We start from the raw sequence: 23,590 nt of genomic DNA, 5'->3' as shown, positions 1-23,590 counted from the left end.
TAAAGCTCCTCTCTCATCTTTTTATACTAAGCATCCTTCAAACTGTGAATAACTCTTACTCCAAATATTTTCTCCACAGTTATATCTAAGGTTTCATATACGTTCTTTGAGCCACTGTTCAAAGAGCGTTTGGCTGATGCCTCCATTAATAATCTCTTCTGCTCGAAGTGTGCTGGCTTTCTCCGTCAAGGTACATTGTACTCGTGAATTTTTTATTTCTAAATCCAATAATTCCACTGCTTCTTTCAAAGTAGAAGCTTCTTCGAGCCTTAAGGTTTCAGTAATATAGTTCAAACTTTTTAGATTAAGATATTTTTCTGGAATTGGTGTATTTTTCAAAGCTTCACAATCTAAAAGCATTTCCATATCTGTAATCATTTTTTCTCTTTTTCGACTGTACTTGGGAAAAAGCTGTTTAGCCAAAGATTTTTGACCAATCGGCAGAGAATCGCTACCAAACAGTTTTTTGAAAAAACTATTTAAATAAATCCCCAAGGCCCATAGAGAAAAGCTGACAATAAAAGTTCCTAAAAAAGTTTGCAATATAGAACGCTCAGCTACATTATCAACAAAGGCAAAATCATTCGTAAGATAAAAAGACAGGACAAGCATTGGTAAGATAAAAGCTGTTAGAGCTGAACGATGGTTAATTTTTCGCTGAGCTTCGGTTACAAAATCAATTTCTAAAGTATCAAATTGTGTAAATATTTCTTCTAAAGCTTCTAACGCTTTCAATAGCTTCTGGCAGTGCTGAATACCTGCACTCTCCTCCTTCCCCATGCTTTACCTCCTCTTAGTATCAAAATAACAAATACGTTATATTAATCATTTTCGTAATACTTTACAAAACTATACGTAAAATTTGTATTTAGATTTACATTCTAACATTTTAAATCAAGTTTTTTTGTTACAATTACATTAAAAAAACATCCAGTATTGGATGTTTTTTTGTTTATTAATTATGTTTTGATACATTCAAACGGTTAATCGCACGATGAAGTGCAACTTCTGCACGTCTCGCTTCATCACTCTTATGTGCTGCTTTCGCTTCTTCAAGCTCTTTTTCAGCTCGGAGTTTGGCACGTTCTGCACGCGGAACATCAATATCACGATTACGCTCAGCAGAATCTGCAATAATTGTAATCAAGCTATCTTTGACCTCAATAATACCACCATTTACAGCAATATAATCAACGTGATTCATATCATCAGGACGGCGCACCTTAAGCTCACTAATCTGTAAACCAGCAATGGTTGAGATCATGTTAGGCAAGATACCCATGTCTCCACCAAGAGTGTGCGCAAGAATGTAGGTTGCATGGTGGTCGTAAACGACACCCGCGGGAGTGATGACTTGTATAGCCATGACATTTTCACTCATTTCAGCAACCTCCTATCTTAGTAACCCATTTTTTTAGCTTTTTCGAGAACGTCTTCAATTGGACCTACACCACGGAAAGCATCTTCTGGGATTGCATCGTATTTACCTTCAAGAATAGCTTTGAAGTCTTCAACAGTTTTTTCAACAGGTACGTAAGATCCTGGGACCCCTGTAAACGTTTCGGCAACGTTAAAGTTTTGTGAGAGGAAGAATTGGATGCGACGTGCGCGGTTTACCAATGTCTTTTCATCATCAGACAATTCATCCATACCAAGGATAGCGATGATGTCTTGCAATTCTTTATAACGTTGAAGGACACGTTGAACTTCCATAGCGACTTCATAGTGTTCTTCACCAACAATTTCAGGTGTAAGAGCACGAGAAGAAGAAGCCAATGGGTCAACGGCTGGATAGATACCCATTTGTGTCAAACGACGTTCCAAGTTAGTTGTTGCGTCCAAGTGAGCGAAGGCTGTAGCTGGCGCTGGGTCAGTATAGTCATCGGCTGGGACATAGATAGCTTGGATAGAAGTTACAGAACCTTGTTTTGTTGAAGTAATACGTTCTTGAAGTTGACCCATTTCAGTTGCAAGTGTTGGTTGGTAACCAACGGCTGAGGGCATACGACCCAAAAGGGCAGACACTTCTGAACCAGCTTGTGTGAAACGGAAGATGTTATCGATGAAAAGCAACACGTCTTGTTTTTCAACATCACGGAAGTATTCAGCAATAGTCAAACCAGTAAGGGCAACACGCATACGTGCACCAGGTGGTTCATTCATTTGACCGAAGACCATGGCTGTTTTTTCAATAACGCCTGATTCTTTCATTTCCCAGTAAAGGTCGTTACCTTCACGTGTACGTTCCCCAACACCAGTAAATACTGAGATACCACCGTGTTCTTGGGCAATGTTGTGAATCAATTCTTGGATAAGGACGGTTTTACCAACACCGGCACCACCGAACAAACCAATCTTACCACCTTTAAGGTAAGGGGCAAGTAAGTCGATAACTTTAATCCCTGTAACAAGGATTTCATTAGCTGTTGAAAGCTCATCAAATGATGGGGCTTTTTTGTGGATAGGGCTACGATCTGCATCTTCGGCAAAAGCTTCGCCACCATCAATAGCATCTCCAAGGACATTGAAGACACGTCCAAGTGTTTCTTGACCTACAGGTACGCTGATTGCTTTACCTGTATCGAGAACTTCGAGTCCACGAGTCAAGCCGTCTGTTGATTCCATAGCGATAGTACGAACTGCACCATCACCAAGTTCCAAAGCGACTTCAAGGACGATTTTAGTTTTAACGCCGTCTACATCTTTGTATACGATGAGAGCGTTGTTAAGCTCAGGAAGTTTCGCGCCTGACGCAAATTCAACGTCGACAACGGGACCGATAACCTGAGTAATTTTACCAGAACTCAATGTTTTTCCTCCTAGTTTATTTTTCTATCTTTAATTCTTTTAGAAAGGTTACCACGTGCTTAAAGCGCTGAGGCTCCTGCAACAATTTCCGTAATTTCTTGCGTAATTGCTGCTTGACGCGCGCGGTTGTATTGGATCGTCAGATCATTAATCACTGTCTTAGCATTATCTGTTGCTGTACGCATAGCAGACATACCAGCAGCATGTTCTGCTGTTTTAGCATCAACAATTGCTCCATAAATCATGCTTTCAGCATACTGTGGCAATAATTGATCTAAAATAGCTTCGCGGCTAGGTTCCAGTTCGAAGCTGACCAGTGATACTGGAGCTTCTTCTTCTGTTTCTTCTGCTTCATCAAAAGTGATTGGTAACATTTTTTGCATGCGTGCTTCACTTGTCAAAGAATTGACATGGTGATTGTAGCAAACATACAGCTGATCGAACTCTTCATTTTGGTAGAGTGATACAGCCTGACGTACAATTTCACGAACTTCATCAAAACTTGGTTGGTCAGTCAAACCACGTAATTCATAAGATAATTCAACCTTACGTGAACGGAAGAAATCTGCTCCTGTTCCACCTAAAGCAAGAATACTATATTCTTCTGGACTTTGATGTTTTTCACGTAATTTATTCATGACTGACTTCAAGATATTAGAGTTGTAACCTCCTACAAGGCCTCGATCCGATGTAATAACCAGATACCCTGTCTTTTTGACAGGACGTTTGATCATCATTGGATTTTTAGAAGGACCACGATCTGCAGCAACCAAATCAGTTGTCACTTGGCGCACCTTGTCTGCATAAATCTGATAAGTTTTGGCAACTTTTTCAGATTTTTGAAGTTTAGCTGCGGAAACCATTTGCATGGCTCCAGTGATATGACTTGTTTTTTCTGTTGAAGCAATTTTTGATTTAATTTCGCTAAGTGAAGCGCCCATAATGAACCTCCTTATTTAACGTAATTTGTAGTTTTCTTGAAGGCTTTGATTGCGTCGTCAAGTTTTGCTTCTTCTGGCAAATCTTTAGTATCTGTGATGACTTGTAAAAGTTCAGCATAGTTTACATCGAAGAAATCAAACATTCTTTCTTCAAAGTCAAGAATATCTTCTACAGGTACATCGTCAAGATGTCCATGTGTCAATGCGTAAAGAATAAGTACTTGTTTTTCAACAGCCAATGGTTTGTGCAAAGGTTGTTTCAAAACTTCTACTGTACGACGACCACGGTTCAACTTAGCTTGTGTTGCTTCATCAAGATCTGAACCAAACTGAGTAAAGGCTTCAAGTTCTCGGAATGAAGCTAAGTCAAGACGAAGTGTACCTGCAACTTTTTTCATCGCTTTGATTTGAGCTGCACCACCAACACGAGATACAGATGATCCGGCATCAATGGCTGGACGAATACCTGAATAGAAAAGATCGTTTTCAAGGAAGATTTGTCCGTCTGTGATTGAGATAACGTTTGTCGCGATATAAGCAGAGATGTCTCCAGCTTGTGTTTCAATGAAAGGCAAGGCAGTCATTGATCCACCACCCAAGTCATCGCTCAATTGCGCTGCACGTTCCAAAAGACGTGAGTGAAGATAGAAAACATCCCCTGGATAGGCTTCACGACCTGGTGGACGGCGGAGCAAGAGTGAAAGTTCACGGTAAGCTACGGCTTGTTTAGACAAATCATCGTAAACTACGAGGACGTGTTTGCCATTATACATGAACTCTTCACCCATAGCTGCACCAGCATAAGGAGCAATGTAGAGCAATGGTGAAGGTTGTGACGCTGAAGCTGTTACAACGATTGTATAATCCATAGCCCCAAGTTTGCGGAGTGCCTCAACTTGTGTGCGGACTGTTGATTCTTTTTGACCGATTGCTACATAGATACAGATGATATCTTTACCTTTTTGGTTAAGGATAGCATCAATAGCTACAGATGTTTTACCTGTTTGACGGTCTCCGATAATCAACTCACGTTGACCACGACCGATTGGTACAAGGGCATCGATGGCTTTAAGACCAGTTTGCAATGGTTCTGAAACTGATTTACGTTGCATAACACCTGAAGCTGGAGCTTCAACAGGACGTGTTTTCCCTGTGTTAATGTCGCCAAGGCCATCAACAGGTTGTCCAAGCGCGTTTACTACACGACCGATGAGTTCTTCACCGACTTGGATTTCCATGATTTTACCTGTACGTTTTACTGTATCCCCTTCGCGGATGCTGAGGAAATCTCCGAGTACGATAATACCAACGTCTGTACTGTCTAAGTTTTGCGCCATACCATATACGCCATTTTCAAACTCGACAAGCTCGCCGCTCATCGCATTTTCAAGGCCGTAAGCACGCGCGATACCGTCACCAACATAAGTGACAACACCAGTTTCAGCGACTTCAAAATCTGGTGTAAAATTTTCAATTTGTTGTTTAATCAGTGAGCTGATTTCATTCGCTTTGATTGCCAAATGTATTTTGCTCCTTTCTGAGTTTTCATGTGAATTGGTTTAAGAAATTTCTTTCCCAAAAGAAGAGACTCTTAGAGAATCTCTTTGGCAATTTTTGCCAATTGTGATTTGACAGAAGCATCAATGATTTTTCCACGGGAATTTACGATAAATCCACCGACAATCTTTTCATCTACTGTATTCACGATTGTTACTTCGTTCAAATCAAATTTCGATTTAGCGAGAGCAACAAATTTTTCGATTTGTGTTTCAGTTAATTTTACGCTTGTAATAACCTCTACATCAGCAATTTTAAACATGTCATCTGCTGTATTTTTAATTTCAGCAAGAATCTCTGCTAAATTTGCTAAACGTCCATTTGAGCGTACAGTATCAAGGAAATTCTTCATCAAATCAGATGAAGTTTCCTTAATACTATCAATGACTTTAGACTTTGCTGATGCAGAATAGACTTCTGTTCCAAAGAAGGAAGCCAGGTCATCTTCTTTAAAAAGTTGCGTAAGTTCATTGACCTCAGCAAGAATAACTTCTAGTTGAGATTGTTCTTCCGCAACTTCAAGCAAGGCTTTACTGTATTTTTGAGAACTGACTGTTGTCATTTACAACCAACCTCCTATTCGCCAAGCTTAGCAATATAGCTGTCAATAAGTTCTGATTGTGCTTGTGTGTCCAAAGATTGACCAATAAGTTTCTCAGCAATCTGTACTGAAATATCAGCAACATCCCCTTTAACTGAACTGAGGGCTTCTTTGCGCTCTTGTTCAATGTCTTCTTGAGCACGTTTTTTAACATTCGCTGCTTCATCATTGGCTGTTGCCAAGATATTTGCACGATTTTGTTTAGCTGTATCGTTGGCTGTTTGGATAATGTGTGCAGCTTCTTCTTTTGAACCTGCAAGTTCATTTTCACGTTGTGCTAATAATGTTTCTGCTTCTTTTTTTGACAGTTCTGCAGTTGTAATATCGTTACTGATTTTTTTTGCACGTTCTTCAAAGATACCAGTGATGGCACCCCATGCGAATTTACGAACCAAGATCAGCAAGATGATGAATGCACCGCTGACAACGATAATATTACCAAGAACTGTGTTCGGAGCAGTTTCTAATAATGTAGTAAGCATTTCTACTCCTTTCCTAGTGTTCTGCTAAAATTTTGTGGCTGATGTAAAGATTTGTCAAAAGGACAAAAACATAAGCCTGTAGAGATGAGATAAAGATTGAGAATGCAATCCAAGCCATCGCCAAAATCCAAACAACTGGAAGAATAAACCAACCGGAATCAATCATTCCAGCAATTATTCCTAAAAGGACTTCACCAGCAAAGATATTACCATAAAGACGGAGTCCCATAGATAAAGCATTTGTGAATTCTTCCATAATAGTCATCGGAAGCATTGCTTTTGGTTCTTTCCAAAAGGCATTTTTGAGATAGCCTTTGAAGCCAAACTGTTTCACACCAAGAGTATTGGCGAGTACAATGACCAAGACCGCTAGGGTCAAGTCAACTGTAGAGTTAGCTGTTGGAGAGCGCCATAAACTAATGTCTTCTGGTGAACTGATTTTAGTAACTAGCCCGATGATATTCGAAATCAAAAGGAAAGAAAAGAGTGTAAAACTCATGAGGGCATATTTTGGTGACTCTTTAGCACCCAGATTTTCACGTCCGATACCATTAATAAAGTCAACTACCCATTCAAGGACGTTTTGCTTACCTGTAGGCTTAAGTTGCATATTGCGACTTGCCCAATAAATCAAACCAAAGACAATTAAAACGGTCAAAGCTGTCATATAAAGAATGACACCGTCAAAAGTTACTGGTCCAACATTAAATGTCCATGTCGATTCCATAGCTAGTCTTCCTTTCTAAATAATTGTTGAGTATTAAATTAAATCAACGTTTTTTAGAACAAGAAAGCCATAGCTAAGGCGATAAAGAATGTACCTTCGGCAAAGGCAACACCAAGGAACATACTTCCGCGGAGTTTACCCTCCATTTCTGGTTGGCGTGCAACAGCGTTGATAAATGCTGATACAATAAGTCCATCACCGATAGCGGCACCAAGTGCACTAATACCAATAGCTACTGCTTTAAGAGCTTCAATTGAGATTGTTGTCATTTAATGACCTCTTTCTATATGCGATTTTCGCAAATTTTTATTACTATGAAATTATAGTCCTATTCAAACCGTTTGTCAAAACTTAACCCAAGTTTCTCATACATTTTTTCTGAAATTGTTCGGGCTTTTTCAAGCAAACGTTTTCTTTAGGATTGGTTTAAGTTTGAGAGTGTTTTAGCTAAGACGTTCCTCTTGTTTATAAGTTATAGGAAGCCATTTAAGGACCTCTTCTATTTGTTTGGTCCAATAATACCATTCGTGTTTACCGGGGGTATTTTTATATGTCAGATCAAAGCCTTCCTTTTCAAGTACTTGTGCCGCATGATTATTTCCCGAAATAAGATAATCTTGTTCACCGCACCAACTATAAAGTTTTGGCTTAGAGCCGGAATGGTGCTCAGCTAAATAAAGAATACTGTTTTCTGTATCATTAAACTGATCTATATTTCCAAATAACCCCTGCCAGTACTCAGCATGCTCTGCACTTTGCTCTTTCAAATCGGTCATATCTAACGCTCCTGACAGACTTGCTGCATAACTAAACTTGTCTGTTGCTAGCGCTAACTTGAAGGCTCCATATCCTCCCATTGATAACCCCGCGATAAAGTTTTTCTCGCGCTTGGTACTCAAATTTGGGAAGAAGTTATGAAGGACATCTGGCAACTCCTTAGCAATTGCATCAAAATACTTCATGCCATAATGGGTGTTGGTATAAAAACCTAAATCAGTCGAAGGCATGACAACAGCTAGGCGCGTATGACGAATCATCCGATCGAGTCCAGTCCGTATCAGCCATGAATCTTCATTTCCAGACATACCGTGAAGCAGATAAAGTACTGGAATATCAGTCCCAACTTCTTCCCCAGTTTTACTCGCTTCGGGATAAATCACATTAAATTTGCGATTCATTCCAAGTACTTCAGAGTAGTATTCAATATTTATAATAGCCATTTTTCCTCCAATCTCGTTTACTTTTATATACAGAAGTAAACGTTTTCTACTATTATAACATAAGAATTATTACATATCTCTTTAATCTCATTGCTATTCAATCAAAAAGAAAGGCTGTTGTCATATAACTTGAAACAATCTTCTTTTACACTCAGAATTATTTAACCGTTTGGATTTTCCAAACATTATTTTCTTGAATTAAGCGAATTGCCCCTTGTTGATCAGTACGATAAACTTTAATTTTTTCCGAAGACAAGTTATCCAAAGTCTCCTGACTAGGATGCTTGTATCGATTATTCTTCCCCACAGAAATGAGGGCAATTTTAGGATTAAGTGTTTGTAAAAACTCAGGCTTTGAGGAGCTCTTACTTCCATGGTGTCCAACTTTCAATACATCTGCCTGCAGGTGTGGGTAGTTTCTTTGCAAATATTGCTCCCCCTCCTCTTCCAGATCTCCTGTAAATAAAAATTTCGTCTTGTAAAAAGTACCATAGGTCACTAATGAGTTATTGTTGCTACCTTCTCCTTCAAGTCCTGCGGATAAAAAGTAAAGCTGGCTATCAAAAATAGGCAACTTATCTCCTGTCTTAACAATGTGAATCTGACTTTTTAACTTGGTTAATCTTTTAGCGAAGCTCTTTTTTTCTAAAGATGATTGAGAAATATAAATATGCTTTATCTTCAACTTTTGAGCTAGAATCTCTAAATCACCGACATGGTCTTCATCGGGATGTGTCAAAATCAATGAATCTATTGTACCAATTCCACGTGACTTAAGATAAGGAATCAGTGTTCTCTCAGCATTACTTTTATATGAAGTAAGTTTCCAGCTTTCATCTGAAGCCCATCTTAGTTTTCCTCCCGTGTCGATTAAAATATTACGACGGCTCCATTTGTCTTGTAGCAGTATGCTGTCTCCTTGGCCAACATCTATCATGGTGATACTTGCTTGTCGAGGATTTTTCACAATAAAAAATAAAAGAAGCAGAATTAGTGCGATGATTGTATTCCACACTTTTTTTCTATAAAAGTCAATGAAAAGTCCGCTACATATGAAAAGGACAACTAAAAAGATAAATTCTGGTTTTCCTAATACAAGTGGATACTGAAAAAGACTGTTCACAACTTTTATAATTTCTTCTAAATGTAGAAAAAAGTTGTTGAGAAAAGCAAAATCAAACCCCAAAAATGAAAGGATAAAAACTAGAAGTAAGCCTGGCAGTAACAAAAAATCGAAAATTAAACTGAAAAACAGGGTTAAAAAAATAGATAGAGGTTGAAAACTATGAAAATGAAAAATTAAAAGAGGTAAAACACCTACTGATAAGACTGTGGATTCCATTACTGTCTTTTTTATCCCCTTTAGATGGCTAAACTTTCCTGAAAGAAAAGATAATAAAAAGGAGTAAAGCATGGTTAGCTGGCCCCCAGTTGTCAGTAAAAATTGGGGCATAAACAAGAGTAAAAGAAGAAAGGTAACAGAAAATTTATCCATTGTCCTTTTCATCGGAATATTTTTTTGTAAAAGGGCCCGTAAAATTGATACCGATAAACCTGTCATAAAAGCATAGAAAATGGAAAAAGGTATTTGGATAAAAATGAGAGTCTCTTGCAGTATACCTAATCTGAGTAGTAGCTTACGAAGGAGTGCAATAAAAAAATTAACCTGCATTCCTGAAAGGGCAAAAAGATGAATAATACCTAAACTTGTATAAATATCTCCCATCTCTTCAAAATCCTTATCTAACCAGCCAAAAAGTAAGCCCGTCATATAAGAAGACATAGGTGTGGGGAAATGTGCTTGTGCCCAGAGAATAGCTTTTCTGCGATAAAGTCGTAAATCAAAGCCGGATAAACGCTTATACCCCTGAATATCTTCAATCTGGATAAGTCTATAAATCCCTTGATTTTTCATATATTGCTTATAATTAAAGCCCGAAAAATTACTTTGTCCCTCTGCCTCCTCCAATCCACCCTGAAAGTAAATGATAAGATTATAGTCTAGCTTTTTAAAAAAATCTTGTTCTTCTTTATTCTTGAAATTATAAAAAAGCTGATAATCTTGTCCATCTGTTCTTCCTCTAAAACTTAAACGGCTACCATTGACTTCAAGTGTGTCTATATAAGGTTTAATTGTAGATATTTTCTCTACTTGCTTGTTTTCCTTTACTTCCTCTATTTGCTTAACCATATAAAAAAAGACAGTAAAGCAAGCTAAAACAATAAGGAGAGAATAATATTTACGATAAAAAACGAGGGCTATACTCGCCATAGTTATCATTAACAAAGCCCAAGAAAAACTAAAAACAAGAAAATATAAAAAAGTTAACAGATAAATCAAATAAATAAGAGGAAATTTTTGATTCATACCATACCTAACTTTCTACTCATCTACAGTTATAGCTTCTTTTAACTTTTCTAAAGTTTTAGCACCAAATCCACTGACTTTTATCAGGTCATCCACTGACTGAAAGTTTCCTTTTTCTGTTCGATAATCAATAATATCCTGCGCTCTTTTAGCGCCAATACCACTCAGCTGCTGAAGTTCTGTTAAGTCTGCTGTATTGATATTCACTTTTGCTTTTTCTTGCTGTTCACCTCCATGAGAATTACTTTCCAACAACTTGCTTGTGTCAGCTTCTCCCTGTATTGGTACATAGACTTCTGCTTCATCTTGCAACTTTTTAGCAAGGTTAATAGCCTTTCTTTCTGCATTATCAGCAAAACCTCCTGCATGAACTATTGCGTCCGAGACTCGGTGCTTGCTTGAAAGCTTATAAATACCTGGTTTTTTCACTGCTCCTTTAACATCTACAAAAATAGTATCCTCAGTTGCTTTTTCTTCCTGAGAATTGTTGTTTGTTTTCTTTTTATCGGATGCAGACCATTCTATCGCCTCAAAATTCCCTTGATTATCTTTCTTTTCTTGCCTGCTCAGATAAAAAACCCCTAGTGCAGCGAGAGATAAAGCAATACCCACAATAACTTTTAGATTTTTTCTGATATATTCTGTTATTTTGTCCATGACCTATAACACGAAAAAACACATAGCTTTTCACTACATGTTTTCAGAAACAAAAAAAGCTGATCAGGCTCAGCTTTTTTATTTATATACCAAAGGTCACAATAAGTAAACCGACGAATACTAGCACAGCTAGAAAGCCAGCATTGACTAAGGCAAAATATTTTACAAAACCAGCAGTTTCACCTCGAGCTTGAACCCGGATAATTTTATAAGCAATTAAAGTAGCCATCGAAGCTACCATGGTTCCAATACCTCCAATGTCTGCCCCAATAACTACAGAAACAGCATGAGGTGTGAAAGGCGAAATCAAAATAGGTGAGGCAATATTAGAAATAATTTGACTCATAAAGACTGTCCCTAAAAATGACATCTGTGGCCCAACAAAGGTATTGCTAATAAAATCAGTTAAGACTTGGATATTGGCAATATTTCCGACAATCAAAAAGAAAAACACAAAGGTGAAAAGCAAATGATAATCGACATCATTAAACAACTGGGGACGATAAAACAGAACAATAATAGCTACAATAGCTACGGCCAAATAGAAGTTTACATAACCGAATACAGCTGCTGCCATCAATACCATCAAAGCAATAAAAATAGAAGTTTCGAGCCGATTAAACTTATTCACTTTAGTCTCAATCACTAAAGGCTCATTATCTATAAACTGACAGGCTAAGTTTAAAAGTAAAAAACCAGCAATCCACAGTAAACCTGTACCTTTAAAAAACTCTAGATTTGTCAATGACTGACCCAAATGATGCATAGGATTTTGGTAGAAAGAGTATAAGTAAAGATTATGGGGATTTCCTTGCGGAAGAAGACTTGACCCCGTATGGCAAGCAGGAACAATCATAGCTGCACCGATATAAACAGATTTACGGTTCTTTATTTCCCGTGTAATCGTCAAATAAAGAGGCAGAATTGTCAAGATAGTCAGATCATTTGTAAAAAATACGGCAAAAAAGAAGGCCAGCATTGTGGTGAATCGTACAAGCTGACGCGTTGTTTTACTTCTTTTAACTAATGTTTGACCCATGTAAGACAAAATGCCTGTGGAACGAAAACCAGAAATAACCAGCATGAGTCCAAAAACAGTCACAATAACTTTATAATCAAAAAATTCTGTTCGAATGCCACCTAAGCCTACTGAAACGACTGCGATAATAAATGATACAAGAAAGACCTTATCGACAATAAAAAAATGGGTCAACTTTTTGAAAGCATTGTCCGGCTTTCTTGTGATTTGCTGTTCCATGTTGTCTCCTTAAAAAAACTGATTAATTACGCACTCCTACAATTATACAACTTTTTTCGCAGAATTTACGAAAAATATTATAAAAAATTGATTTTTTTTTGAAAGAGCAAAAATATATGTTATATATAGTTCGTAAAACCGCATTAGACAGGCATTTATCCTCTTTAAAATAAAAAAGTACTTTTTACAGTACTTTTGTTGTCCATGACTCACAGTTCCAAGTTTCGGTCGCTACATCTTGATAAAATTCTGGCTCATGAGAGATTAGTAGAATTGTTCCCTTGTAGTCTTGTAGAGCACGTTTTAGCTCATCCTTAGCATCCACATCTAAGTGATTAGTTGGTTCATCTAAAACAAGGACGTTGCTTTCTGAATTCATTAATTTGCACAAGCGTACCTTTGCTTTTTCACCCCCACTAAGAACCGCGACTTTGCTTTCAATATGTTTTTTGGTTAACCCACAACGGGCCAAAGCTGCGCGAACTTCAGCTTGATTCATCGCAGGAAATGTATCCCAGATTTCCTCAAGACAGGTTTTACCATTATCACCTTTTACTTCTTGCTCAAAATAGCCAATCTCGAGTTTTTCACCACGTTGAACTTCTCCATCAAGTGCTTGTATTTCTCCAAGAATACTACGGAGCAGAGTTGTTTTCCCAATCCCATTGGCACCTGTAAAGACAATCTTTTGGCCACGTTCTGCACGTAGATTAAGCGGACGCGACAAAGGTTCAGTATAGCCAATGACTAAGTCTTTGGTTTCAAAGATTAGCTTGCTTGATGTTGGACCTTTTTTGAAATCAAATTGTGGTTTAGGACGCTCAGCACTGAGCTCAATCATATCCATCTTATCAAGTTTCTTCTGACGTGACATTGCCATATTTCGCGTAGCTACACGCGCTTTATTTCGCGCAACAAAATCTTTAAGATCTGCGATTTCTGATTGTTGACGTTTGTAAGCCGCTAACTCTTGTTTTTTCTTCATCTCATACACAGATTGGAAAGCTTCATAGTTACCAACATAACGGTCGAGCGAACCATTTTCCATATGATAAATGATATTGATAACAGAACTCAAGAAAGGAATATCATGGGAAATCAAGATAAACGCATTTTCATAGTCCAAAAGATACTGCTTTAACCAAGCAATATGTTCTTCATCCAGATAGTTGGTTGGTTCATCTAGCATGAGAATTTCTGGTTTGGTTAACAATAGTTTAGCCAGGAGTACTTTGGTTCGTTGACCACCAGAAAGATCTTCAACATCACGTTCAAAACCAATCTCGTGCAACCCAAGGCCGCGCCCTATTTCTTCAACCTTGGAGTTGATTTGATAAAAATCACTTTGTTCTAAGATATCTTGTAATTCGCCAACTTCTTCCAAAAGTTGATCCATTTCCTCAGGTGTTACATCACCCATTTTCAGATAGAGGGCGTTGATTTCTGACTCAATATCAAACAGATACTGAAAAGCACTCGAAAGGACATCACGAATCGTTTGACCTTTTTGCAAAACAGCATGTTGATCCAGATAACCAACACGCACTTTTTTCGACCACTCAACTTTTCCTTCGTCTGGTTGCAGGGCTCCTGTGACAATATTCATGAAGGTGGATTTACCTTCACCATTTGCGCCAACAAGACCCACATGCTCACCTTTGAGCAGACGGAAGGATACATTTTCAAATATAACACGCTCACCAAAACCATGCGATAAATTTTTTACGTTGATAATACTCATATTACAGCTCTTTCTTTTACATACTGTTTAATAGTTTAACACAAAAAGTTAAAAGTAGAAAGTTGAGTCTTTGCAGTTTTCCTATCTTATGAAAATTTCGAGATTACTATAGACTTTATCTGTTTAATTTATTTATTCTCTCATCCACCACATTAAAAATTGGCCTCTAATAGTCAGGATTATTGCAATTGGTGTTTAGTAAAGGAAGATACGTCATGTTATAATAAATTCAAACACTGAAAGGAATTCACATGACACGACAAGAATTAATTGATTTAGTCCTAAAATCGACAAATTCCTATGAGGAGTATCCCTTTAACAATAATAACAGTGAGAAAATTCTATGGACGACAATTAGACAAAAAACAAATAAAAAAATTATTGCTTTAATCTTTGAGAAAGATGATCAGTTATTGATCGATTTAAAGCTCCTCCCAGAACATGGCGAGGAAGTTAGGCGTCTTTCGGGAGTCTATCCCGGGTATCACATGAATAAAACGCACTGGAATACCGTCAGCGTGAACTCCACAAGCCTTAGTCACGAGGGCTTGCTTCAAATGATTAAAGAAAGTGACACACTCACTCAAAAATAAAAATAGTTTTGTTTAAAATTTTTGGTCGACGAAGTTGGTTATTACTAAACTATATAAAAAGTGCCCTCATATCTAAAGGGGGCACTTTTTATTCATATCACATTTGTTAGTAGCATTGTATTTGGTGTTTTTTATTTTTATGCTCCTTTAGTGTCCCTTTACGTTTTTAAAATAAATATTAATGTCTGTAAAGCTAATCATAAAGGCACCCAGAAACAACTACCCGATTGAACCTTCCATACTGTAGGAAATCAAGCGATTAAGCTCGACAGCATATTCCATTGGTAACTCTTTCGTGAAGGGTTCGATAAAGCCCATGACGATCATGTCAGTTGCTTCTTTTTCAGTTAAGCCACGACTCATCAGATAATACAGTTGCTCTTCCGAAATTTTAGAGACTTTGGCTTCATGTTCTAAAGCAACTTGAGAGTTATGAATTTCATTAAATGGGATTGTATCTGATTTTGAGATATCATCCATAATGATGGTGTCACACTCAATATGTGATTTAGAATGTGCTGAGTTTTTATTGAAAGTCACTTGACCTCGATAGTTTACTGCACCACCAGATTTAGAGATGGATTTCGAAATGATTGACGAGCTTGTGTTAGGTGCATTATGAATCATTTTAGCACCTGTATCTTGCTCTTGGTTAGCATTGGCAAATGCTACAGAGAGCATTGTCCCGCGCGCACCAGGGCCATCTAAATATACGGCTGGATATTTCATCGAAACACGTGAACCAAGATTGCCATCGATCCACTCAACTGTTGCATTTGCTTCTGCTTTGGCACGCTTAGTTACCAAGTTATACACATTATCTGACCAGTTTTGGATGGTTGAGTAACGCATATAACCGCCTTCTTCACAGAAGATTTCTACCACAGCAGCATGTAAGCTGGCTGAGGAATAAGTTGGAGCGGTACAGCCTTCGACGTATTGGATTGATGCACCTTCATCAACAATAATTAAAGTGCGCTCAAACTGGCCAGACTTTTCGTTATTGATACGGAAATAAGCTTGAATAGGAATCTCACATTTTACGCCCTTTGGCACGTAAACAAAGCTTCCGCCAGACCAAACTGCTGAATTCAGAGCGGCCAGTTTATTATCTGTTGGCGGCACGAGTTTAGCAAAGTATTTTTTAAACAGTTCTGGATACTCTTTCAATGCAGAATCCGTATCTGTAAAAACAATACCAAGCTTAGTAAACTCTTCCTTCATATTGTGATAGACGACTTCTGACTCATATTGAGCCGAAGCACCTGCCAAATAAGCACGTTCTGCTTCTGGAATACCAATTTTTTCAAATGTTTCTTTGATTTCATCAGGAACGTCATCCCAAGTACGCGCAGGTTTATCTGTCGGTTTTTGATAGTAAACCACATCATCAAAATCAATGTCTGATAAATCAGGTCCCCATTCTGGGAGGTCTAATTTTTTGAAGGCCTCGAAGGATTTGAGACGGAAATCCAGCATCCATTCTGGCTCTTCTTTTGCGGCTGACATCGTACGAATAACTTCTTCTGTCAAACCTGTTCCTGTAGACATGACTAATTCGGCATTATCATGAAAGCCAAATTTATATTCTTCTAATACTGGAACTTCTTCTGTCATTATTTTCCTCTCTTTATTTGCATTCTAATGAGATTCCGATACTGTAGCAGTACCATCAGCCTCAATTGCTTTTTTCAAGGCATTCCAAGCTAAAGTTGAACATTTCACGCGTTGCGGAAATTTCGAAACGCCTGCAAGAAACTGCCCATCTCCTAATCGCTCTTGTGCTGAATCTGTGTGACCTGTCACCATTTGTGAAAAAATAGCAGCAAGTTCTAAGGCTTCTTCTTTTGTTTTACCAATCACAGCTTCGGTCATCATTGAAGCTGAAGCTGTCGAAATGGTACAACCGTGCCCGCTAAATGCAATATCTGAAATCTTATCCTCTGTAAAATCAACGGTTAATCGAATGACGTCACCACAGGTTGGATTATTCATATCAATTACACAAGCCTGTTTCAGCTCTCCCGCATGTCGTGGTGCAGAAGAATGATCAAGAATTACTGCACGGTATAAATTATCTAATTTTGAAAGTGCCATTATCTTTTTCTCTTTTCTTTTATCATACTCCGAAAAATTCTTTGGTCTTCAAAAGAGCATCAACAAGTTTATCACAGTCTGCTTTCGTATTATAAATATAAAAGCTTGCGCGGGCTGTTGATGATTGACCAAGATAGTTGAGCAAAGGTTGCGCACAATGATGGCCTGCGCGAACTGCCACGCCCTCCATATCTAATGCCGTAGCCAAATCATGAGGATGTAAACCTTTAATATTAAAAGCAATTACACCACTACGTTCTGCTATGTCTTCTGGCCCGTAAACCTCCAAACCCTCAATAGCTTTTAGCTTAGGCATAACATAAGCAACCAACTCTTGCTCATAACGATGGATATTATCCATGCCAATCTCTTCAAGATAGTCAATAGCCGCTCCTAAAGCAATAGCTCCTGCAATGTTTGGTGTCCCTGCTTCGAATTTCCAAGGCAGCTCTGTCCATGTGGAATGACTCTCATAAACAAAGTCAATCATCTCTCCACCAAACTCGATGGGGTTCATCTGATTAAGCAGTTCTTCCTTGCCATAGAGCACACCTATTCCTGTTGGCCCACACATTTTGTGACCAGAAAAAGCAAAGAAATCAACACCCAAGTCCTGAACATCAATCTTCATATGAGGTACAGATTGCGCACCATCGACGATGAGATAAGCGCCATACTGATGTACTACATCAGCTATTTCTTTAATCGGTGCAATTGAGCCTAAAACGTTTGAAGCATGTGTTAAGCTTACAAACTTTGTCTTCTCTGTCAGCTTTTCTTTTAAATCTTCAAGATCTAAAGCTCCATCTTTCAGATAAACAATCTTCAGCAGTGCTCCCGTTTTCTCCGCGACTTGCTGCCAAGGGACAAAATTAGAATGATGCTCAGCCACAGAAATAATAATCTCATCGCCAGCCTCTAAGACATCTTCCGCAAACTTAGCCACCCAGTTCAAACTGGTAGTTGTCCCACGGGTAAAGAGCACTTCTTTAACAGATGAGGCATTAATGAATCGGCGTACTTTCGCACGAGCAGCTTCATAATCAGCTGTTGCGCGTTCTGCTAGTGTATGGACGCCACGATGAACGTTCGCATTGTCGTGCTCATAATAAGCTGACAATACTTCAAGAACTTGCTGCGGCTTCTGGGTTGTCGCTGCATTGTCTAAATATACTAAAGGTTCATCATTAACCTTTTGATTAAGGATTTTAAAGTCTTTTTTTAAGTCAAGCATTAGATTGCCAACTTTCTCTCAATAATTGAGATAAATTCGTCACGAACAGCTTTGATGGGGATCTCAGTAACCACTGCACCAAGGAAGCCTCGAATAACGAGACGTTTGGCTGTTGTTTCATCAAGTCCACGGCTCATCAGATAATACATATCTTCAGGATCAACTTGTCCGATAGAAGCCGCATGTCCTGCAGTAACATCATTTTCTTCAATAAGTAAGATGGGATTCGCATCACTACGTGCACGGTCTGAAAGCATCAATACACGACTCTCTTGCTGGGCGTCTGCACCTTTTGCTCCACGCACGATTTGGCCTATCCCATTGAAAGTCAACGTTCCACGGTCAAGAATAACTCCGTGTTGTAAGATATGTCCAACAGAGTTACGGCCAAAGTTAGTAACACGTGTATCAATCCCTTGAATTTGTTTGCCCATCGAAAGGCCTACAACCTTAATTTGCGAGTGACTTCCGTCACCTCTCAGGTCGCTATCAAAGTCGCAGATGACATTCCCATCATTCATTGTTCCGATAGACCAGTCGATAGTTGCATTATTTGCTAAATTTCCACGACGGCTGATATAAGCTGTAACATGCTCGCCTAAAAGGTCAATGGCAGCAAATTTTACTTGCGCCCCTTCAAGAGCAATCACCTCAACAGAAATATTACCTGTAACTTTAGTATTTCCGTTACCAATACTTTCCAAACGCTCCAAATAATTGAGTTTACTGTTACGACCCGCAATGATGAGGATGTGCTTATTGAAAGGCAAGTCAGACTCTGAATCTTGATAAAAGGTTGACTCTACAGGTACATCTATTTCAACATTATCTGGAATATATAAAACGGCACCAGAATTAAAACTTGCTACATTACTTGCTGCCAGTCGGTCTTCTTCATAACTTACAGCTTTGCCAAAATAAGCTTGAACTACTTCGGGGATTTCTTCCAAAGCAGTTGCAAAATCTGTAAAAACAACACCTTTTTCAGCCAAGTCGGGACGCATTTGCTCCATCACATTTTGACTGCCCACTTGAACGAGAAGGGGATGATTCGGTAATTCTGTAAAGCTTGGAACATTTCCACTCGGCTCTGAATCTCCTATTTCAATATTATCAAGATTCCAACGGTTGAATTTTACACGCTCAATATTTGGCATAGCCAAATCAGACATAGCTTCAAAAGCAGTTTGGCGTAATTCTGTTAGCCAAGCTGGTTCAGCATGCATGAGCGAGAAATTTTTTATTTTTTCATTCATTTGATTTTTCTCCATGATGATGTGTGGTGTCCTAAAGTTTTTCACTTTGGACCACCTCCCAACGGCTTAGCTTATGCTTCTTCCTTGTAGGCAATACCTAACTCTTCTGAGATTTTGGCATATCCTTCTTTTTCAAGGCGTTTGGCAAGTTCAGCTCCGCCAGTCATTACAACACGGCCTTCCATCATGATATGAACCACATCTGGCGTGATGTAATCAAGTAAGCGTTGATAGTGAGTGATGATAAGAGCACCAAAACTATCTCCACGCATAGCATTTACACCTTTTGATACAACTTTAAGCGCATCAATGTCAAGACCAGAATCAATTTCATCTAAAATAGCGAAGGTTGGTTCTAACATCAAAAGTTGCAGAATTTCATTACGTTTTTTCTCTCCACCAGAAAAGCCTTCATTGAGGTAACGCTCCGCCATCTCTTCTTTCATATTGAGCAATTCCATATTTTTATCTAATTTTTTGATGAAGTCCATAACAGAAATTTTGTCATCTTCTGCGCGTTTCGCGTTGATTGCTGCACGCATAAACTCAGCATTTGTAATTCCTGGAATTTCTGAGGGGTATTGCATCGCAAGGAAAAGTCCCAGACGTGCTCGTTCATCAACTTCCAACTCAAGTACATTCTCTCCATCAAAAAGAATTTCGCCTTCTGTGACAGTGTAGCTTGGGTTACCCATAATTGCTGCTGAAAGGGTTGATTTACCTGTACCATTTGGGCCCATAATTGCATGAACTTCATTTGTATTAATAGTGAGGTCTACACCTTTGAGGATTTCTTTGTCTTCAATGCTAACATGAAGATTTTTAATTTCTAAAGTTGCCATTCTAACTCCTTTAATTCATAAGTAAAATATCTTTTACACTTCATGCTACATTATAACAAAAAAAACAGCCGAAAAGCTATTTTCGTTCTGTTTTATCATGTTTATATTTTTTGGGTTGTTTCTTATTAATAACTTGTTCGCGATATTCGGAACTGCCAATAAAACGCAATACATTCAGGAAAGGTTGACGATTTTTTCCGAGTATACCTACCATGTCGATGAAAAGTCCAAGTCCAAGGATTAAGGCAATGATTAAAAAGATACCCCCCACGCGACTTGAAACTTGTAAAATTAGCGAAATGAAGGCAAAAATCCCGGCTATTCCATAAATAACCAACACCGCACCACGGTGGGTAAAACCAATCGACATTAAGCGGTGATGTAAATGCATCTTATCCGCACTGGAAATACTTTGTTTGTTTAATTTTCTCCGAACCATAGCTACGATAGTATCGGTCAAAGGCACACCTAAAATTAAAATAGGTGTCAACACTGCCACAGCAGTTGCATTTTTTAAACCCTGCAAGGAAGCAACTGAAATCATAAATCCTAAAAATAAAGCCCCTGTATCTCCGAGATAGATGATTGCTGGATGATAATTATAAGGGAAAAAGCCCATGATTGCAGCCACTAAAGTAAAAATAGTAATGGGTAAAAATACATTTGGACTGGGTAAGAAAAAGTAAGAGACAACGCCCATTGTTGATAAGGAAATAACGGAAACGCCACTCGCTAATCCATCGAGTCCATCAATCAAGTTTACGGCATTGGTAATCGATACAATCCAAAATACAGTAAAAATAAAGGATAGCCAAGCTGGAAATTCTAGAAAAGGACCACCAAAAGGAATTTTGAGATTGTCAAAGCGAGCATGTGTAAAGAACCAAGTAATCGATGCTGCCACCAGCAGGCCTAACATCTTCATCCTTGGAGAAAGTTCCTTAATGTCATCAATAAGACCAGTCAAAACCACGATTCCTCCAGCTACTATAAAAGGTAAAATATAGCTCATATAAGTAATCAGCTGTGGCCGAATTTCCTTAGACATTTGGCCTGGACTCAGGAAAGGAAGTTGTGGATAGACAATCATCGGTAAAATAAACAGAGTGGCAATGGCAAAGGATAAGAAAATTGCCAAACCACCTGCTGAAGGCATTACTTTCGTATTTATCCGCCGTTTATTTGGCTTGTCTACTGCTCCAATACGACGAGAAACAAATGTCATCAAGGGAGTAAATATCAAAGACATCCCAAAAGTTATAAAGAGAACAATAAAGAACTTAACAGTAAAAGGGATTTCCGCAATCGGTATTTCTTTTATAGTATTTAACATAGTTTAAATTTTTGAGAGAACTTCTAAAGCGCGTGAAGTTATTAGTATTTCCCCATACTCCTGTAAAGTTTCGCGGCTGCTTGCCGTTTCATGACCATATTCCAACATACGTGCTCGCATCGTGCTTACAGCTGTTTTTCCTTTAGACTTTTGGTTATCTAAAATAATCAGATAGAATTTATCTTCGTAACGATAAAGCTCTGATTCTTCAGCCTCAATTTTTACATTTTTTACAGCTGTCAAGAGTTGTGTCATATTGTCAAACTCTAGGGAATAGAACACAAAGTCCGGTTGTGGCTTATTCTCTGCTTCTGCTTTTACTTCTTTATTTTCCGTTGTACTTGTATCTGTCATTGCTCCGCCATTTTGTTTCAAATCCTCGACACGCCCAAAAAAGTCTGTCATAAGTTGCTCAAACTCTTCAGGATCATCTGGGAGATTATTGGGATCAATATCAATATTTTCTTCTGTAACAATAATATTTACGCCCTTCGGAAAAGGTTGGATTTGGAAAGTTAAAAGTCCTGAAGAGAATCTTTCTTCCAGTCCCAGCTCTTCTACGAGTTCATAAAAGAGATTTTCAACCATTGATTGGTTTGTAAAAAAGTCAGAGAGCTTGACATCATGATCAACTAAATCTTGAAAAGTTAGGCTAATCTTTATCGTTTTTTCGTTTATTTCTTCATATTGCATATTTTTAACCTATATTTTTATTCTTAGTGTGCAGTCTGCTTGTAGTAATAGTTTTCATACTATCTTTTTACGCACACAATTTTTATATAATTAACTAATTCTCTTAATTATAACATATAAAAGACTGTTCGCGTTTTTTGGTTAATCTTTGAGCAAAAAACGCATATCTTAAAGATATTTTTGCCGAGTCCCTTACCTCAGTAGTAAATGTCATATTATTAGTATATAAACGTACTTTTTTTGATAAAATAGTTCTATGATTTATTACATTCTTGCCAACCCCAATGCTGGTTCACGTAAAGGTGAGCGTTCATTGAAACTTTTGTTGCCTTATCTTCAAAAAGAAGGGCTAAGCTATAAACTCTTTGAAACTGAGCACACGGGGCAAGAAGGGCCCTTTATTGAGCAAATTCTTGAAGAAAAAAATAGGCAAGATCAACTCATTATTTTAGGAGGAGATGGAACAATCTCCCTCGCTCTTAATGCTTTACCTGATGACTTTTCTTTTGGTTATATCCCCTCTGGTTCTGGCAATGACTTCGCACGTAGTTTGGGCCTTTCATTTGATCCCATCCAAGCCTTTAACAATATTCGTCAAAACCAAGCAAGAGAATTTTACGTCATGCAGTACAAGTCGCATTCTTTTTCAGGCTACGCACTGAACAATGTCGGAATCGGACTTGATGCAGCTATCGTTAAAGCAGCAAATGGAAGTCGACTAAAAACCTTACTAAACTATATTAAGCTCGGAAAATTGTCTTATCTTCTGACTGCTCTTCATGTTTTATTCAGTAAAAAACCTTTTAGCATCTCTGTTTATAACTTGAAAAATACTTTTCAGTTTGAAAACGCCTTTCTTATGACCTTTACTAAACATCCTTACTTTGGCGGTGGGATTCAGATTGCTCCAGAAGCGTCTAACTTTAATCAGGAAATACATTTAGTTGAACTCGACAAATATAGTATGCCGACAATCTTTTCGCTTATACCGAGTGTACTTAAAGGAAAGCATCTGGAAAACGAGATTTTCCATCACAGTATTTCCACAGCTGTTTCCGTTACCTCACAGTCTCCTCAGCCTGTACAAATCGATGGTGAATCCTTTGAAATACAAGCCAATGACACCCTGACTTTGACTTCTGAAAAACGTCGTATTATTTGTTAGTAAAAAACTGAAAGCTA

23 protein-coding genes are annotated in these 23,590 nt (G+C 38.2%); 2 read left to right on the top strand and 21 right to left on the bottom strand.

The annotated features are described in order from the left end of the window. Window positions 1-93: 93 nt before the first annotated feature. The 14 genes from I6G50_RS00720 to I6G50_RS00655 all read right to left on the bottom strand — a co-directional run bounded on the left by I6G50_RS00720 (window position 94) and on the right by I6G50_RS00655 (window position 14,360). Complete coding sequence (locus I6G50_RS00720) at window positions 94-780, bottom strand: hypothetical protein (RefSeq protein ID WP_197908871.1); 687 nt, start codon at window positions 778-780, stop codon at window positions 94-96. A 175-nt stretch (window positions 781-955) separates the two neighbouring features. Further along, a complete protein-coding gene (locus I6G50_RS00715) occupies window positions 956-1,381 on the bottom strand; it encodes a F0F1 ATP synthase subunit epsilon (protein WP_003135065.1) in 426 nt (141 codons plus the stop codon). Window positions 1,382-1,398: 17 nt separating this feature from the next. Next, window positions 1,399-2,808: a F0F1 ATP synthase subunit beta gene (gene atpD / locus I6G50_RS00710; RefSeq protein WP_003135066.1), complete on the bottom strand. Its 1,410-nt coding sequence runs from the start codon at window positions 2,806-2,808 to the stop codon at window positions 1,399-1,401. 59 nt (window positions 2,809-2,867) lie between these two features. Beyond that, entirely contained in the window at window positions 2,868-3,749 is an 882-nt protein-coding gene (locus tag I6G50_RS00705; protein WP_003135067.1) for a F0F1 ATP synthase subunit gamma, read from the bottom strand. Between the two features lie 11 nt (window positions 3,750-3,760). After that, window positions 3,761-5,269: a F0F1 ATP synthase subunit alpha gene (gene atpA / locus I6G50_RS00700; RefSeq protein WP_003135068.1), complete on the bottom strand. Its 1,509-nt coding sequence runs from the start codon at window positions 5,267-5,269 to the stop codon at window positions 3,761-3,763. Between the two features lie 71 nt (window positions 5,270-5,340). Next, the gene (locus tag I6G50_RS00695) at window positions 5,341-5,868 is read right to left on the bottom strand and encodes a F0F1 ATP synthase subunit delta (protein ID WP_003135069.1); all 528 of its coding nucleotides are present in this window, start codon (window positions 5,866-5,868) and stop codon (window positions 5,341-5,343) included. Window positions 5,869-5,882: 14 nt separating this feature from the next. Next, complete coding sequence (gene atpF, locus I6G50_RS00690; protein WP_003135070.1) at window positions 5,883-6,389, bottom strand: F0F1 ATP synthase subunit B; 507 nt, start codon at window positions 6,387-6,389, stop codon at window positions 5,883-5,885. Between the two features lie 13 nt (window positions 6,390-6,402). Then, on the bottom strand, window positions 6,403-7,116 hold the full coding sequence (gene atpB / locus I6G50_RS00685; protein WP_003135072.1) for a F0F1 ATP synthase subunit A: 714 nt from the start codon (window positions 7,114-7,116) through the stop codon (window positions 6,403-6,405). Between the two features lie 53 nt (window positions 7,117-7,169). Then, window positions 7,170-7,385, bottom strand: a complete 216-nt coding sequence (locus I6G50_RS00680; RefSeq protein WP_003135074.1) for a F0F1 ATP synthase subunit C — start codon at window positions 7,383-7,385, stop codon at window positions 7,170-7,172. Window positions 7,386-7,559: 174 nt separating this feature from the next. Beyond that, on the bottom strand, window positions 7,560-8,336 hold the full coding sequence (locus tag I6G50_RS00675) for an alpha/beta hydrolase (RefSeq protein ID WP_197908870.1): 777 nt from the start codon (window positions 8,334-8,336) through the stop codon (window positions 7,560-7,562). Between the two features lie 157 nt (window positions 8,337-8,493). Beyond that, complete coding sequence (locus tag I6G50_RS00670) at window positions 8,494-10,704, bottom strand: DNA internalization-related competence protein ComEC/Rec2 (protein ID WP_197908869.1); 2,211 nt, start codon at window positions 10,702-10,704, stop codon at window positions 8,494-8,496. Between the two features lie 15 nt (window positions 10,705-10,719). Then, window positions 10,720-11,361, bottom strand: a complete 642-nt coding sequence (locus I6G50_RS00665) for a helix-hairpin-helix domain-containing protein (RefSeq protein WP_197908868.1) — start codon at window positions 11,359-11,361, stop codon at window positions 10,720-10,722. Window positions 11,362-11,443: 82 nt separating this feature from the next. Then, window positions 11,444-12,619, bottom strand: a complete 1,176-nt coding sequence (locus I6G50_RS00660; protein WP_003135080.1) for an SLC13 family permease — start codon at window positions 12,617-12,619, stop codon at window positions 11,444-11,446. A 184-nt stretch (window positions 12,620-12,803) separates the two neighbouring features. Beyond that, the gene (locus I6G50_RS00655; RefSeq protein ID WP_003135082.1) at window positions 12,804-14,360 is read right to left on the bottom strand and encodes an ABC-F family ATP-binding cassette domain-containing protein; all 1,557 of its coding nucleotides are present in this window, start codon (window positions 14,358-14,360) and stop codon (window positions 12,804-12,806) included. Between the two features lie 251 nt (window positions 14,361-14,611). Between I6G50_RS00655 and I6G50_RS00650 the strand changes: the two genes are divergently transcribed. Beyond that, the gene (locus tag I6G50_RS00650) at window positions 14,612-14,953 is read left to right on the top strand and encodes an MmcQ/YjbR family DNA-binding protein (RefSeq protein ID WP_197908867.1); all 342 of its coding nucleotides are present in this window, start codon (window positions 14,612-14,614) and stop codon (window positions 14,951-14,953) included. 219 nt (window positions 14,954-15,172) lie between these two features. Here the strand turns inward: I6G50_RS00650 and sufB are convergent, their stop codons facing one another. The 7 genes from sufB to I6G50_RS00615 all read right to left on the bottom strand — a co-directional run bounded on the left by sufB (window position 15,173) and on the right by I6G50_RS00615 (window position 22,408). Further along, window positions 15,173-16,570: a Fe-S cluster assembly protein SufB gene (sufB, locus tag I6G50_RS00645; RefSeq protein ID WP_003135084.1), complete on the bottom strand. Its 1,398-nt coding sequence runs from the start codon at window positions 16,568-16,570 to the stop codon at window positions 15,173-15,175. A 24-nt stretch (window positions 16,571-16,594) separates the two neighbouring features. After that, window positions 16,595-17,050: a Fe-S cluster assembly sulfur transfer protein SufU gene (sufU, locus tag I6G50_RS00640; protein WP_003135086.1), complete on the bottom strand. Its 456-nt coding sequence runs from the start codon at window positions 17,048-17,050 to the stop codon at window positions 16,595-16,597. Between the two features lie 22 nt (window positions 17,051-17,072). After that, window positions 17,073-18,284, bottom strand: coding sequence for a cysteine desulfurase (locus tag I6G50_RS00635; RefSeq protein ID WP_197908866.1), 1,212 nt, complete (start codon window positions 18,282-18,284; stop codon window positions 17,073-17,075). Further along, a complete protein-coding gene (sufD, locus tag I6G50_RS00630) occupies window positions 18,284-19,540 on the bottom strand; it encodes a Fe-S cluster assembly protein SufD (RefSeq protein WP_197909390.1) in 1,257 nt (418 codons plus the stop codon). Before sufD ends, I6G50_RS00635 begins: the two co-directional genes overlap by 1 nt. Before the next feature lie 71 nt (window positions 19,541-19,611). Further along, entirely contained in the window at window positions 19,612-20,382 is a 771-nt protein-coding gene (sufC, locus tag I6G50_RS00625; protein WP_003135091.1) for a Fe-S cluster assembly ATPase SufC, read from the bottom strand. Window positions 20,383-20,458: 76 nt separating this feature from the next. After that, window positions 20,459-21,715 carry an MraY family glycosyltransferase gene (locus I6G50_RS00620; RefSeq protein ID WP_081165118.1) on the bottom strand — a complete coding sequence of 419 codons (1,257 nt, stop codon included), beginning with the start codon at window positions 21,713-21,715 and terminating at the stop codon, window positions 20,459-20,461. Between the two features lie 3 nt (window positions 21,716-21,718). Further along, a complete protein-coding gene (locus I6G50_RS00615; RefSeq protein ID WP_197908865.1) occupies window positions 21,719-22,408 on the bottom strand; it encodes an adaptor protein MecA in 690 nt (229 codons plus the stop codon). Window positions 22,409-22,664: 256 nt separating this feature from the next. Here I6G50_RS00615 and I6G50_RS00610 point away from each other — a divergent pair, with 256 nt between their 5' ends. Next, window positions 22,665-23,573, top strand: coding sequence for a diacylglycerol/lipid kinase family protein (locus I6G50_RS00610; RefSeq protein WP_197908864.1), 909 nt, complete (start codon window positions 22,665-22,667; stop codon window positions 23,571-23,573). Window positions 23,574-23,590 lie beyond the last annotated feature (17 nt).

The sequence above is a fragment of the Lactococcus garvieae genome (genome assembly GCF_016027715.1).
Lineage (GTDB): Bacteria > Bacillota > Bacilli > Lactobacillales > Streptococcaceae > Lactococcus > Lactococcus garvieae_A.
Note: the sequence above shows the minus strand (reverse complement) of the source record. Positions and strands in the feature narration are given on the sequence as shown.